Here is a 14,579-nt window from a genome sequence, read left to right as displayed (position 1 = left end):
TCACGTTATGTTGCTCAGTTATCTACGGTTGGTGTTGTTCGCGGTGGGCCTGCTGGTTGGGGTCCAGGTGCCGGGCTTCGTCAATGATTACGCCAAGCGGGTCGAGGCCCACCTGATCGAGGCGCAGACTGGCCTGCAGGGGTTCCAGGGCACCGCCAACCAGTTCTTCAAGGGTGACATGCAGGCCCTGGTGGCGCATTACCGCGCCAGTGAAGACCCGATCTTTCGCAGCGATGCCGACAGCCTGAACACCTTGCTCGTGCGCCAGCAAGCTCTGGACAAACAGTTCCAGGCAATGCAGGGCCCGTGGTACATCCGCCTGCTGCAGGTGGCCCTGGCCGCCGATCCGGACATCCGCAAGGAAACCTGGAACGGCTACAGCTACCAGATCCTGCTGACCCCCGAGGCGATGATCTGGGGCATCAGCGGCGCGATGTTGCTGTCGTTCGGCCTGGAATGCCTGTTCCGCCTGATCGACTGGGTGGTGCTGGGCGGCAAGCGCCTGCGCCAGAGCCGGCCGATCGAAGAGCGTGACCTGCGCGGACTGTAGCGCCGCGCCGGGCTCCTGTGGCGAGGGGATTTATCCCCGCTGGGTCGCGACGCGGCCCCAACAAGGCCGCATGCAGTATCAGACAGGGTTGCTGATGGGGCTGCTTTGCAGCCCAGCGGGGATAAATCCCCTCGCCACAACGGCGCGTGCCCCAACCTACCCAATCAAGTTTTTCTTATGACCCGGCCAAGGTTTTATTCGTTGGACGCGATCAGCCGTGGGCTCAAGAATCGGGGCAACGGTCTCCACGCCAGCGTCGTCGAGACTCACAACAATAAAACCCGTGGAGAACCACCATGAGTGCACCCGACACGCTCGGCGTCCCCCAACCCCAGGCCCGCTCCGGTCCGTTCGATTGGTATCGCAACATCAACCAGCAGGAACGGCGCACCTTCTGGAGCTGCAAGATCGGTTACGCCCTGGACGGCATGGACACCCAGATGCTCAGCTTCGTGGTGCCGACGCTCATCGCGATGTGGGGCATCAGCACCGGTGAAGCGGGGCTGATTCACACCAGCACCTTGATCGCTTCGGCCATCGGCGGCTGGGTGGCGGGCATTCTCTCGGACCGCATCGGTCGAGTGCGCACGTTGCAATTGACGGTATTGTGGTTCGCCTTCTTCACCTTCCTCTGCGGTTTCGCCCAGAACTACGAACAACTGTTGATCGCCCGCACGCTGATGGGCTTCGGCTTCGGCGGCGAGTGGACCGCCGGCGCCGTGTTGATGGGCGAAGTGATTCGCGCCAAGGACCGTGGCAAGGCGGTCGGCATGGTGCAATCGGGCTGGGCCCTGGGCTGGGGCATGACGGCGATTCTGTATGCGCTGCTGTTCTCGGTGCTGCCGCCGGAAGACGCCTGGCGCGCATTGTTCATCCTCGGCATCGTGCCGGCGGTGTTCGTGATCTTCGTTCGCCGGCTGGTCAAGGATCCGGAAGTCTATAACCAGACCAAGGCCCGGCTGACGCCCGAGAACCCGGCGAAGTTCTACGAGATTTTTGCCCCCGGCATTCTGTTCACGACGATTCGAGCCTCGCTGCTGACTACTGGCGCGCTGGGTGGCTACTACGCCATCACCTCCTGGCTGCCGACCTTCCTGAAAAACGAGCGCGGCTTGAGCGTCCTGAGTACCGGCGGCTACCTGGCGATGGTGATCGTCGGCTCTTACGTGGGTTACGTCATTAGCGCTTATCTGTCCGACATCCTCGGACGGAAGAAAAATTTCGTCCTGTTTGCCGTCGGTTCCTTCACCATCGTGCTGCTGTACACCCAGGTGCCGGTGAGCAACAACGTGATGCTGTGGCTGGGCTTCCCCTTGGGCTTCTTCGCTTCGGGCATGTTCAGCGGCATGGGGTCGTTCCTCACCGAACTGTTCCCCACGCGCATCCGCGGATCGGGGCAGGGCTTCTGCTACAACATTGGCCGCGCGGTGGCGGCGCTGTTTCCGCTGTTGATCGGTATCCTGAGCCAGAAGGTGCCGCTGAGCGTCGGCATCGGAGCCTTCGCGGCGGTGTCCTATGGCGTGGTGATCCTGGCGGCCCTGAGCCTGCCGGAGACTCAGGGCAAGCAGTTGGAAGCCGACTGATTGATAACCTGTGGGGGCGCGATCCCCATGGTCCATAAGAAAGAATCCACAGGAGCGTTCACCGTGAACCGCCTGCTACTGAACTGCGACATTGGCGAAAGCTTCGGCAACTGGACCATGGGTCTGGACGCCGAGGTGATGCCCTTTATCGATTGCGCCAACATCGCCTGCGGCTTTCATGCCGGCGACCCGAGCATCATGCGCAAGACCGTCAGCCTCGCCCTGAGCCACGGCGTACGGATCGGCGCGCACCCGGCCTATCAGGACCTGGCGGGCTTCGGCCGCCGCTCCATGGCCTATGGCGCCCAGGAGCTGCAAGACCTGCTGCACTACCAGATCGGCGCCTTGGACGGTATCTGCCGGGCCCAGGGTGGACAGGTCAGCTACGTCAAACCTCACGGTGCGATGTACAACGACATGATGGCCAACCCGGCGCAACTGCGTGCTGTTATCGAGGCCATCGCCGCGTATGACCGGCAGTTGCCGCTGATGCTGCTGGCGACCCGGGACAACAGCGCCGCCCAGGCCCTGGGCGACGAATACGGGGTGACCCTGTGGTTCGAAGCCTTCGCCGACCGGGCCTATGACAGCGCCGGTCGCCTGGTCTCGCGGCAGTTGCCGGGGGCGGTGCATCACGATTCCGAGGTGATCATCGGGCAGGCGCTGACCATTGCCCGCGGCGACGCGCTGACGGCCAGCGACGGCAGCGCGTTGAATCTGCACGCCGATACGTTGTGCGTGCACGGCGACAACGCCAGCTCCGTGGCGGCCGTGCAGCGTATCCGCGAGGCCCTCGACCGGCAGAGCGCGCCATGAAACCACGCGTGGAAGTGGTGGCGGTGGACTGCCTGATGGTGCGCCTGTTCGACGAAATCGCCGAGGCCAACATGCCGTGGATGCTCGCTGCCAGCGCGCGCCTGCGCGCGGTTTTCGCCGATGATCTGATTGATCTGGTGCCGTCCTACACGACCCTGATGGTGCATTACGATTTGCTCGCCCTGACCCCGGCCCAGGCCCGCGAGTTGATCGGCCAAGCGCTGAACAACCTCTCGCCGGATGCCCGGTCTGCCGGGCAATGCCATGTGCTGCCGGTGTGGTACGACCCGCGTGTCGGGCCGGAGCTGGACCTGCTGGCGAGCCGCAGCGGGTTGACGGTGACGCAAGTCATCCAGCGTCACAGTGAGCGGGAATATCAGGTGTTCGCCCTGGGCTTCGCGCCGGGATTCGCTTTCATGGGGCTGGTGGACGAGGCGCTGGCCGCACCGCGCCTCGACACCCCACGCAAGCGGGTCGCGGCGGGCAGCGTCGGGATCGCCGAGCGCCAGACCGCAGCGTATCCGGTGGTATCGCCTGGCGGCTGGAACCTGATCGGCCGCACCCCGGCCAAATTGTTCGATCGCGAGCGCGATGGCTACAGCCTGATGCAACCCGGCGATACGGTGCGTTTTGCCGCTGTCGATCACGCTGAGTTCATTGCCCTGGGCGGCGATGACACACCGTTGGAGGCACAGGCATGAGCCGTCTGTTGATCGAGGCCAGCACAGCGCTGTGCCTGTTGCAGGACACTGGCCGCTTTGGCGTCAGGCATCTTGGCGTGACCCAGGGCGGCGCGGCGGACTGGCTGTCGATGAGCTGGGCCAACTGGATGCTGGGCAACGCCCCGGATGCCGCAGTGGTGGAAATCACCCTCGGCGGTTTTACCGTGGTGGCCGAGGAGAATTGCGTGCTGGCGCTGGCCGGTGCGGACCTGGGCGCGAGGATAGACGGCCAGGGCGTGGCGTCGTGGCGCTTCTTCAGCCTGCGCCAAGGCCAGACGTTGGCGCTCACTCAGCCGGTGCTCGGTGCCCGCGCCTACCTGGCGGCTCCCGGCGGCTTTAACGCGCCTGCGGTGCTGGGCAGCCGGGCGACGGTGGTACGCGAGGAACTCGGTGGCCTGGATGGGCGGGGGCGGGCGCTGAGTCGCGGTGAGCAGCTGAGTTATTCAGGCTCGGCAACGCCTCGGCCGATGCCCCACAGGCGGATTCCGGATTTTCAGCAGCTGCAGCCGCTGGACCTGATCCTCGGCGCGCAAAATGGCGCGTTCAGCGGACGCAGTCTGTTCGATGCCTTCAATACACTGTGGACGCTGGACAGTCGCGCCGATCGCATGGGCATGCGCTTGCTCGGTCCGGCGCTGGAATACCAGGGCCCGGCGATGATTTCCGAAGGCATTCCGCTCGGCGCCGTGCAGGTGCCGCCGGACGGCCAACCGATCGTGCTGCTCAATGATCGACAGACCATCGGCGGTTATCCGCGCCTGGGCGCCTTGACGCCGCTGTCCCTGGCCCGGTTGGCGCAATGCCTGCCTGGGACGCAACTGCGGTTGCGGCCGGTGGTGCAGGAGGTGGCGCATCGGCAGCAGGTGGAGTGTATGCGCAGTTTCCTCGACCGCTAAAAGCATCGTCGGATCGCCGCCCGGAGCAAGCTCGCTCCCACACTGGATCTTCGTCACACCCTAGATCCCTGTGGGAACGAGCCTGCTCGCGAAGAGGCCCTTACAGGCACCGGAAGACTTTACTTGGAAAGAAACCGCATCCCTTCCTCCAACCCTCGCAACGTCAGCGGATACATCCGGTCCTCCACCAACTCACGGACAATATTGGTCGAGGCGGTGTAGCCCCAGGTGTCCTTCGGGTACGGATTGATCCAGATGAGCTTCTTGTACTTCTCCATGAAGCGCTGCATCCACACATAACCGGCTTCTTCGTTCCAGTGCTCGACGCTGCCGCCGGCCTGGGTGATCTCGTAGGGGGCCATGGCCGCGTCGCCGATGAAGATCACTTTGTAGTCGGCGCCGTATTTGTGCAGCAAGTCTTGGGTCGAAGTGCGCTCCGAGGTGCGACGCAGGTTGTTCTTCCACACCGATTCGTAGACGAAGTTGTGGAAGTAGAAATACTCCAGGTGCTTGAACTCGGTCTTGCAGGCCGAGAACAGCTCCTCGCAGATCTTCACATGGGCGTCCATCGAGCCGCCGATGTCGAACAGCAGCAGGAGCTTGACGGTGTTGCGGCGCTCCGGGCGCATCTGGATGTTCAGCAGGCCAGCGTCCCGGGCGGTGTGATCGATGGTGCCGTCGATGTCCAGCTCTTCGGCCGCGCCCTGGCGGGCGAACTTGCGCAGGCGGCGCAGGGCGATCTTGATATTGCGGGTGCCCAGTTCCACCTGGTCGTCGAGGTTCTTGTACTCGCGCTGGTCCCAGACTTTCACGGCCTTGCCCTGGCGCTTGCCAGCGTCGCCGACCCGGATACCTTCGGGGTTGAAGCCGCCGGAACCGAACGGGCTGGTGCCGCCGGTGCCGATCCACTTGTTGCCGCCGGCGTGGCGTTCCTTCTGTTCTTCCAGACGCTTCTTGAACTCTTCGATCAGCTTGTCCAGACCGCCCAGGGACTGGATCTGCGCCCGTTCCTCATCGGTCAGGGAGCGCTCGAACTCCTTGCGCAACCAGTCCTCGGGAATCAACGCCTGCAGATGATCATCAAGTTTTTCCAGGCCATTGAAGTAAGCGCCGAACGCCCGGTCGAACTTGTCGAAGTGCCGTTCGTCCTTCACCAGGATGGCCCGGGACAGGTAATAGAACTCGTCCATGTCGGCGAAGATCACCCGCTGTTTCAGCGCGTTGATCAGGTCCAGCAGTTCGCGCACCGACACCGGCACCTTGGCGGCGCGCATCTCATTGAACAGGTTAAGCAGCATGGCAATCGCCCTCGCTCTTGTTGGACGAAGAGGATCAGCGAGTGCCGCGACGGCTCATGAACGCCAGGCGCTCAAGCAATTGCACGTCCTGTTCGTTCTTGACCAGGGCGCCGGCCAGCGGCGGGATAGCCTTGGTCGGATCACGCTCGCGCAGCACCGCTTCGCCGATGTTGTCGGCCATCAGCAGCTTGAGCCAGTCCACCAGTTCGGAGGTGGAAGGTTTTTTCTTCAGACCCGGCACCTTGCGCACGTCGAAGAACACGTCCAGCGCTTCGCTGACCAGGTCTTTCTTGATGTCCGGGTAGTGCACGTCGACGATTTTCTGCAGGGTGGCGCGGTCGGGGAAGGCGATGTAATGGAAGAAGCAGCGGCGCAGGAAGGCGTCCGGCAGTTCCTTTTCGTTGTTGGAGGTAATGATGATGATCGGGCGCTGCTTGGCCTTGATGGTTTCGTCCGTCTCGTAGACGTAGAACTCCATCTTGTCGAGTTCCTGCAGCAAGTCGTTGGGGAACTCGATGTCGGCCTTGTCGATTTCGTCGATCAGCAGGATGACCCGCTCTTCGGACTCGAACGCTTCCCAGAGCTTGCCCTTCTTCAAGTAGTTGCGCACGTCGTGGACCTTGTCCACGCCCAGCTGTGAGTCGCGCAGGCGGCTGACCGCATCGTATTCGTACAGGCCCTGGTGGGCCTTGGTCGTGGATTTGATGTGCCAGGTGATCAGGCGCGCGCCGAAGGACTCCGCCAGTTGTTCGGCCAGCATGGTCTTGCCGGTGCCCGGTTCGCCCTTGACCAGCAACGGCCGTTCCAGGGTGATGGCGGCGTTCACCGCCAGTTTCAGGTCATCGGTGGCCACGTAGGCGCGGGTGCCTTCGAACTTCATCTGCAAATCCTCGAACGGTGTCGCCGGCCCGGCGAGGCGGGGCGCGCGAAATAAATGTCGTGCCCGACTATAACGCGCGGCCCCGCCGACTGTGAACGCAGACGCTGTATTCAGTCTCTGAATGGGGCGTCACATGTTGACTCAGTCTTGTGGCGAGGGAGCTTGCTCCCGCTCGAGTGCGCAGCGCTCGCAGGCTTTTAAGGCCCGCTTCGCGGCCCAGCGGGAGCAAGCTCCCTCGCCACTAAAAGCCGCAAATCTCAGTCCTTCGAGGGCGGCGGCTGTTCATAACGCGCATTGAAGGCCTGGACGAAACCGTTGCGCAGAATCTGCAGGAAGGCTTCGAAGGCGCTGATGTTCTGCTGATGCACGTTGCCGCTGAGCTCCACGCGAGTGGCGAACTGGTTCCTGCTCTGGTTTTTCAGGGCGGTTTCGCCCGTGCCGACCAAGGCTTCCCAGACCGAACGGAAGATGTTCTTGTTCTTGTTTTCGACGTCCTGTTGCCAGTCGAACACGTCCACATCGCGAAGCAGCGGCTTGATGTAACCGCTGAGCCGGGCGTTGTCGGCTTCGGCCTCGACTACAAGGTCGCCGTGGCCGGCGTTGAAGTCGAACTTGCCATAGGCCGCGGCAAAGTCGTTCAGGCGCTTGAGCTCGATATTGGTGGCGCGCAGGCGGAAATCGAAATCCTCGAAGTCGCTCAATGGGTCGAAGGTTGCCTGGACTTCCAGTGGCGCATGCTCGGCCACCAGGGCCTTGCCTTCGAAACGGGCGTCGCGCTTGCCTTCGGTGTCGACCACATTGGTCAGGTTATAAAAGCTGGCGTTGACGTTGGTAGCTCGCAGATTGACCGGTGGTTTGGAGTTGAAGTTGCGAAACGTGGCCTTGCCGTCGCTGATCCGCACCTCGTTCAAGGTGATGGGCATCAGTTTGCTCAATTGTTCACGCCAGTTGGTGCCACGGCCGGTCTGGGAATTCTGCCGGTTGGGCCCGCCGTCAACGAAGTTGACCTCGGGATGGGTGAACTCCACGGCGGCGACCACCGCATGGTCATACCAGAGCGAGTGCCAGCTCACGGACAGGTCGACCAGCGGCGCGTCGACGAATGGCACCGGGATCTTGCCATCGACCTTGACGATTTTCAGGCCATTGATCCGGTAGGCGCCGCGCCAGAGCGCGAGGTCGACATCGCTGACCTGGCCGCGGTAGTCGCCCATGTCCGCCAATTTGTCGTTCAGGTAGTCGCGCACCAGATAAGGCAGCGCGAAATGCACGGCCACCAGCAGTGCAACGATGGCGACGAAGGCCCACAGTGGCCAACTGTATCGACGCTTCATGTCAGTAGTCTCCGTTGTTAAAGCCATTGACTCTCGTAACAACTGGAACGTTCGCTGCAACTGGACGCCCTTTGGCAACAGGCTTACCTTTAAGCGCTAAATTCCCTCTGCATTAAGGACCGGTCATGAGTCGTATATACGCTGACAACGCCCATTCCATCGGCAATACGCCACTGGTGCAGATCAACCGCATCGCCCCGCGCGGCGTGACCATCCTGGCGAAGATCGAAGGGCGCAACCCGGGTTATTCGGTCAAGTGCCGGATCGGCGCAAACATGATCTGGGACGCTGAAAGCTCAGGTCGTCTCAAGCCTGGCATGACCATCGTCGAGCCAACCTCGGGCAATACCGGCATTGGCCTGGCGTTCGTGGCCGCCGCCCGTGGCTACAAGCTGATGCTGACCATGCCGGCGTCCATGAGCATCGAGCGGCGCAAGGTGCTCAAGGCGCTGGGCGCGGAGCTGGTGCTCACCGAGCCGGCCAAGGGCATGAAGGGCGCCATTGAGAAGGCCGCGGAGATCCTCGCCAGCGACCCGTCGAAATATTTCATGCCGCAGCAGTTCGATAATCCGGCGAACCCGGCGATCCACGAAAAAACCACCGGTCCGGAAATCTGGAACGATACCGATGGCGCGGTGGACGTGCTGGTCGCGGGCGTGGGCACGGGTGGAACCATTACCGGGGTCTCGCGGTATATCAAGAACACCTGTGGCAAACCGATCCTGTCGGTGGCGGTGGAGCCCGAGGCGTCGCCGGTGATTACCCAGGCGATGGCGGGGCAGGAGATCAAGCCGAGCCCGCACAAGATCCAGGGGATCGGTGCGGGTTTTGTACCGAAGAACCTCGATCTGTCGATTGTCGATCAGGTCGAGCGAGTGACCGATGAGGAGTCCAAGGCCATGGCCCTGCGCCTGATGCAGGAAGAGGGCATCCTTTGCGGCATTTCCTGCGGCGCGGCCATGGCCGTGGCGGTGCGCCTGGCGGAAAAACCGGAAATGCTGGGCAAGACGATCGTGGTGATCCTGCCTGATTCGGGCGAACGGTACCTGTCGAGCATGTTGTTCAGTGACCTGTTTACCGAGCAGGAGACTCAGCAGTAACTGAACGCTGGATTTAGCGGGGGAAGGCTCTTGTGGCGAGGGAGCTTGCTCCCGCTCGACTGCGAAGCAGGCGCCCGGGATTGAGGCGTGCCGCCGATTGCAGGGCGCGCTTCGCACGCCAGCGGGAGCAAGCTCCCTCGCCACAAAAAGATCTCGCCCTCTGGAGGGCAGGTGGAAGATCGTTCGATGCGTCAGCCAAGGTTCAGCTGACGCATGTTAAGAAGGGCTTTGTTGCGTAATCCTCAACAGTGAATGTCGCGTCTGACGATGTTTCATCTGCACGAGGATATCTAACATGGCCAGCCGCCGCGTCGGGCTGATGGCGCTGCGCAATTCAAACAAGGAGTTGAAAGAAATGAGCGTTTCGTTTGTCGCCAAGGCCTCGGTGTTGCTGCTGTTTGTGGGCAGTACGCTTTTTGTGCATTTGCGTGGCAAGGCGCGTCTGCCGGTGTTGCGCCAGTTCGTCAACCACTCGGCGTTGTTCGCCCCTTACAACGCCTTGATGTATCTGTTTTCCAGGGTGCCCTCCAAGCCCTACCTCGATCGCCGCGAATTTCCGGAATTGGATGTGCTCAAGGAAAACTGGCAAGTGATCCGCGACGAAGCCATGCATCTTTTCGACGAGGGTTATATCCGCGCCGCCGAGAAAAACAACGACGCCGGTTTTGGTTCGTTCTTCAAGAAAGGCTGGAAGCGCTTCTATCTCAAGTGGTACGACAAGCCGCTGCCATCGGCGGAGTTGTTGTGCCCCCAGACCGTCGAGCTGGTCAATCGGATTCCCAACGTGCGGGGCGCGATGTTTGCCCTGTTGCCGGGGGGCAGCCATCTCAATCCCCATCGTGACCCGTTCGCCGGTTCGCTGCGCTATCACCTGGGGCTGTCCACGCCCAACTCCGATGATTGCCGGATCTTCGTCGACGGGCAGGTCTACGCCTGGCGCGACGGCGAAGATGTGATGTTCGATGAAACGTATGTGCACTGGGTCCGCAATGAAACAGACCAGACGCGCGTGATCCTGTTCTGCGATATCGAGCGTCCCCTCAAAAACCCATTGATGACTCGTTTCAATCGCGCCATAAGCGCCTTCCTCGGCCGCGCCACCGCGCCGCAGAACCTGGACGACGAGCACGTCGGCGGCATCAACCGCGCCTATGCCTGGAGCAAGACGTTCAGCGACGGCATCAGTGGCCGGGTCAAGCAACTCAAGCGCCGGCATCCCAAGGCCTATCGGGTGATGCGACCGGTGTTGGCGGTGGCAGTGTTGACGGCGCTGGGCTACTGGTTGTTCGTTTAAGCATTGCGTTACACATCGGGCGCTGGTTATAGTCGGCGCTCGGTCTTCGGACCCATCCTCCAAGAGATCGGCTCATGCCTGCATTCCTATTCACCGCGGTTGTGGTTCCAGCGTTCAACGCTGGCGTCGTGCCGTGCGGGAATCCGCAGCCTGAGCAGATCGGTCAATACCCTCCACCTGTCAGTCGCTCACCGGTATACGCCTGCGTATCACCGCCGGGTGTTGGCGTTCGGGGCTGATCGGCAACGGTTGCCGTCCCCTGTGCCTGCCTGAAAAAACGACTGGATTTCAGCTTCGGCTGAGTTGGCTTTTTGCCTGACTACAGGTGGTTTTCATGTTTTCCTTTTCCAAGAACGCCTTATTGGCGACGGCTTCCACGAGCCTGTTCGTTTTGTTGTGGAGCAGCGGAGCGATCTTTTCCAAACTGGGCCTGGCCCACGCGTCACCCTTCGCTTTCCTGCTGATCCGTTTTGCGCTTGCGCTGTGCGCGCTGGTGCTGTTGATCCCGCTGTTGAAGTTCAAGCTGCCGAAGGCTGGCAAGCCGATGCTGTACGCGGCGGCGACCGGCCTGGTGTTGTTGGGTGCCTATCAGATTTTCTATCTGCTGGCGCTGCAATTGAACGTTACGCCCGGTGTGATGGCCACGTTGATGGGCGTACAACCGATCCTCACCGTGGTGCTCATGGAGCGCCAGCGTTCCTGGCAACGGGTGTTCGGCCTGGCGCTGGGCCTGGTGGGCTTGATCATGGTGGTTTACCAAGGCATTGGCCTGGCCGGCATGTCGTTGACGGGCATGCTGTGCGGGTTGCTGGCGCTGGTGAGCATGACGGCAGGTTCGATCATGCAGAAACGCATCACCGACAATCCCCTCGGTACATTGCCGGTGCAGTACCTGGCCGGGCTCTTGCTGTGCGTGGTGTTCGTGCCGTTTCAACCGTTTCACTTCGAGCACAATGCGGGGTTCATCGTGCCGGTGTTGTGGATGGGGCTGGTGGTGTCGGTGTTGGCGACCTTGTTGCTCTACCGCTTGATCGCCCGGGGCAACCTCGTCAACGTCACCAGCCTGTTCTACCTGGTGCCGGCAGTGACGGCGATCATGGACTACCTGGTGTTCGGCAACCGGCTTGCGTTATTGAGCCTGCTGGGCATGGTGCTGATCATCGTCGGGTTGGTGTTTGTGTTCCGTAAAGTCCGCTAGAGCTTCGGTAACTGTCATACCGCTATCGCGAGCAAGCTCGCTCCCACAGGGTTATGCGCAGCCCTTTGTGGGAGCGAGCTTGCTCGCGATGGCGGAGTCAATCACACCGATGTGCTACCGGCCAGACACCTCAGCCGGTTTCGCCCCGCCAGGCTTCAACACCAGCCACAACGCCGCCGCAATCAACACCCCGCCATACAAATGCGCCATCCCCAACGGCTCATCCAGCAGTAACGCGCCCCACAGCACGCCGAACGGCGGGATCAAAAAGGTCGTTGTCATGGATTTGACCGGACCGATAGAGCTGAGCAAGCGGAAATACAGGATGTACGCCAGCGCGGTACACACCAGGCCCAGCCCCAGCAACGATAGCCAGACGCTCCAGCCGCCCCAACTGGCCGGCGGTTGGCTGATGATGCTGTAACCGAACAACGGCAGGAGGAAAACCGTGGCGCCGAACATACTGCCCAAGGCGGAGAGGCGGCTGTCCAGCCCACCTTGATGGTCGAGCCAACGACGGGTGAGGAAACCGGCAAAACCATAGCAAGTGGTGGCGAGCAGACAGGCGAGGGCACCCATCAGTAACTGGTGGTCGAATGCCACCGGGCCGGCACCGGTCAGGATGCCAACGCCGAACAGGCCGAGGAACACCCCGCTGACCTTGGCCACGGTGAGTTGCTCGCTGAAAAACAACCCGCCAATCAGCACGCCCATCAACGGTGTGGTGGCGTTGAAGATTGCCGAATAACCGGCCGGCAACACCTGGGCGGCAAGGGAATAGAACGTTGCCGGAATGCCCGAGTTGATCAGGCCCAGCACCATTACCGCTTTCAGCTTGCCGCGAAAATTCCAGTCGATACGCATCAGCGCAAGAATGACCAGCAAGCCGACGAAGGCAATGGAAACGCGGAAAAAAGCCGTGGGAATTGTGCCGATCACCGGAGCGATGATGCGCATGAACAAGAAACTGGCCCCCCAGATGGCGGCCAGCGACAGCAAGCGCAGGGTGTCGACGAGATTCACGAGATGCGTCCTTCCTTGATCGGGCCGCAAGTGTCGCCCCGCCAAACACCGATGGCAATGGTTGCGTTGCCGCTCGGTTGGCCTCTAAGCTCAGTCGCCAATAACAAGCATGACCCGCCGAGGTTTTCCCTATGTCGCAGCCATGGCCCACCACCGATATCGCCCGTTCGATTCTCGACGGCTTCGATGATTACCGTGAGCAATTCCGGCACATCACCGATGGCGCCCGTGCCCGATTCGAGCAGGCGCAGTGGCAGGAGGCGCAAGCAGCGTCGGCGGCGCGCATCAACTTGTATGAAGAAAAAGTCTTCGAAACCGTGGCCAGGCTGCGCAACACCTTCGATGCCGAGGCCTTGATGGATGTCGGTTGCTGGCCGCTGGTGAAAAGCGCCTATATCAGCCTGATCGACCTGCGTTTTGACGATGAGCTGTCGGAGACCTGGTACAACTCGATCTTCTGCGGCCTGTTCAGCCATGACCTGATCAGCGACGGCACCATGTTCATCCACACCACCCGGCCGAGCCTGCGCCGTGCCCGTGCGGCCCAGACCCGGACCTACAAACCCCAGGGGCAACTGGACAGCATGCTGGCGGCGATGTTCGCCGACTATCGCTTCAGCGAGGACTACGCCGACCTGCCCGGCGACCTGCAACGCCTCGAAAGCCAACTGCGCGAGAACCTGCCGGATTGGGTCTGCAAGGATCCGGAACTGACGGTGGAGTTGTTCTCCTCGGTGCTCTACCGCAACAAGGGCGCCTACCTGGTGGGGCGCATCTACACCCGTGACGACCAATGGCCGCTGGTGATCCCGCTGCTGCATCGTGAAGGGCGCGGCATCCAGATCGACGCGCTGATTACCGACGAGGCGCAGGTGTCGATCATTTTCTCGTTCACGCGTTCGTATTTCATGGTCGATGTGCCGGTGCCCGCGGAATTCATCGGTTTCCTCAAGCGCATCCTGCCGGGCAAGCACATCGCCGAGTTGTACACGTCCATCGGTTTCTACAAGCACGGCAAATCGGAGTTCTACCGGGCGCTGATCAACCACCTGGCGAATACCGACGACCAGTTCATCATGGCCCCGGGCGTGCGCGGCATGGTCATGAGCGTGTTTACCCTGCCGGGCTTCAACACGGTATTCAAAATCATCAAGGACCGCTTCTCGCCGTCGAAAAACGTCGACCGGGCCACAGTGATCGAGAAGTATCGACTGGTGAAAAGCGTCGACCGGGTCGGGCGCATGGCCGACACCCAGGAGTTCGCCGACTTCCGTTTTCCCCTGAGCAAATTCGAACCGGCCTGCCTGGAAGAATTGCTGGAAGTGGCGCCGTCCACGGTGTCGGTGGAAGGCGACACGGTGCTGATTCGCCACTGCTGGACCGAACGCCGGATGACGCCGCTGAACCTCTATCTGGAAAACGCCAATGAAGCCCAGGTACGCGAGGCGCTGGAAGATTATGGCCTGGCGATCAAGCAACTGGCGGCGGCCAATATCTTCCCCGGCGACATGCTGCTGAAGAACTTCGGCGTCACTCGCCATGGTCGCGTGGTGTTCTACGACTACGATGAAATCTGCTTCCTGACCGAAGCCAACTTTCGCCACATTCCCCAGCCGCGCACACCGGAAGATGAGATGGCCTCCGAGCCTTGGTATTCCATCGGCCCGCTGGACGTCTTCCCGGAAGAATTCCCGCCGTTCCTGTTTGCCGATGCCGGGCAGCGCAAGCTCTTCGACCAGTTGCATGGCGAGCTGTACAACGCCGATTACTGGAAGGGCCTGCAAGAGGCGATTCGGGCGGGGAAGGTGATCGATGTGTTCCCGTATCGACGCAAGGACCTGGACAGCGAATAATCGCCCGGCAAACAAAGCCCCTGTGACTTGTG

Annotated in this window: 13 protein-coding genes; 9 read left to right on the top strand and 4 right to left on the bottom strand. The window is 61.5% G+C overall.

Annotated features, from left to right (window positions below; genetic code table 11):
- The first annotated feature begins 7 nt into the window (after positions 1-7).
- From J3P96_RS20990 to J3P96_RS20970, 5 genes are all read left to right on the top strand, one after another.
- Positions 8-550 (top strand): DUF2937 family protein, encoded by a 543-nt coding sequence (locus J3P96_RS20990; protein ID WP_305496181.1) that lies wholly within the window; start codon positions 8-10, stop codon positions 548-550.
- Between the two features lie 296 nt (positions 551-846).
- Positions 847-2,133, top strand: a complete 1,287-nt coding sequence (locus J3P96_RS20985; protein ID WP_305496180.1) for an MFS transporter — start codon at positions 847-849, stop codon at positions 2,131-2,133.
- A gap of 63 nt (positions 2,134-2,196) precedes the next feature.
- The gene (locus J3P96_RS20980; RefSeq protein WP_434569463.1) at positions 2,197-2,949 is read left to right on the top strand and encodes a 5-oxoprolinase subunit PxpA; all 753 of its coding nucleotides are present in this window, start codon (positions 2,197-2,199) and stop codon (positions 2,947-2,949) included.
- Positions 2,946-3,650, top strand: a complete 705-nt coding sequence (gene pxpB / locus J3P96_RS20975) for a 5-oxoprolinase subunit PxpB (protein ID WP_434653325.1) — start codon at positions 2,946-2,948, stop codon at positions 3,648-3,650. The genes J3P96_RS20980 and pxpB overlap by 4 nt, the downstream gene beginning before the upstream one ends.
- Positions 3,647-4,567 carry a biotin-dependent carboxyltransferase family protein gene (locus tag J3P96_RS20970; protein ID WP_434653323.1) on the top strand — a complete coding sequence of 307 codons (921 nt, stop codon included), beginning with the start codon at positions 3,647-3,649 and terminating at the stop codon, positions 4,565-4,567. Before pxpB ends, J3P96_RS20970 begins: the two co-directional genes overlap by 4 nt.
- A gap of 119 nt (positions 4,568-4,686) precedes the next feature.
- Here the strand turns inward: J3P96_RS20970 and J3P96_RS20965 are convergent, their stop codons facing one another.
- From J3P96_RS20965 to J3P96_RS20955, 3 genes are all read right to left on the bottom strand, one after another.
- Positions 4,687-5,865 carry a vWA domain-containing protein gene (locus J3P96_RS20965; RefSeq protein WP_305496176.1) on the bottom strand — a complete coding sequence of 393 codons (1,179 nt, stop codon included), beginning with the start codon at positions 5,863-5,865 and terminating at the stop codon, positions 4,687-4,689.
- Between the two features lie 34 nt (positions 5,866-5,899).
- A complete protein-coding gene (locus tag J3P96_RS20960) occupies positions 5,900-6,745 on the bottom strand; it encodes an AAA family ATPase (RefSeq protein ID WP_304550908.1) in 846 nt (281 codons plus the stop codon).
- Between the two features lie 257 nt (positions 6,746-7,002).
- Entirely contained in the window at positions 7,003-8,079 is a 1,077-nt protein-coding gene (locus J3P96_RS20955; protein ID WP_434569460.1) for a DUF748 domain-containing protein, read from the bottom strand.
- 125 nt (positions 8,080-8,204) lie between these two features.
- Here J3P96_RS20955 and cysK point away from each other — a divergent pair, with 125 nt between their 5' ends.
- The 3 genes from cysK (at position 8,205) to J3P96_RS20940 (ending at position 11,671) form a co-directional block, all read left to right on the top strand.
- Entirely contained in the window at positions 8,205-9,179 is a 975-nt protein-coding gene (cysK, locus tag J3P96_RS20950) for a cysteine synthase A (protein ID WP_434569459.1), read from the top strand.
- Between the two features lie 355 nt (positions 9,180-9,534).
- Entirely contained in the window at positions 9,535-10,473 is a 939-nt protein-coding gene (locus tag J3P96_RS20945) for an aspartyl/asparaginyl beta-hydroxylase domain-containing protein (protein WP_434658285.1), read from the top strand.
- Between the two features lie 334 nt (positions 10,474-10,807).
- Positions 10,808-11,671, top strand: a complete 864-nt coding sequence (locus J3P96_RS20940) for a DMT family transporter (RefSeq protein WP_434653321.1) — start codon at positions 10,808-10,810, stop codon at positions 11,669-11,671.
- Positions 11,672-11,785: 114 nt separating this feature from the next.
- On the opposite strand, the gene J3P96_RS20935 is transcribed toward J3P96_RS20940, so the two are convergent.
- Positions 11,786-12,694, bottom strand: coding sequence for a DMT family transporter (locus J3P96_RS20935; RefSeq protein ID WP_434653319.1), 909 nt, complete (start codon positions 12,692-12,694; stop codon positions 11,786-11,788).
- A 131-nt stretch (positions 12,695-12,825) separates the two neighbouring features.
- Here J3P96_RS20935 and aceK point away from each other — a divergent pair, with 131 nt between their 5' ends.
- On the top strand, positions 12,826-14,547 hold the full coding sequence (gene aceK, locus J3P96_RS20930; RefSeq protein ID WP_434653317.1) for a bifunctional isocitrate dehydrogenase kinase/phosphatase: 1,722 nt from the start codon (positions 12,826-12,828) through the stop codon (positions 14,545-14,547).
- The last annotated feature ends 32 nt before the right edge of the window (positions 14,548-14,579 follow it).

It is taken from the genome of Pseudomonas sp. R3-56 (assembly GCF_051132075.1).
In the GTDB taxonomy this organism is placed as follows: domain Bacteria; phylum Pseudomonadota; class Gammaproteobacteria; order Pseudomonadales; family Pseudomonadaceae; genus Aquipseudomonas.
The sequence above is the reverse complement of the archived record's forward strand: the minus strand, read 5'-3'. Positions and strand labels throughout refer to the sequence as shown.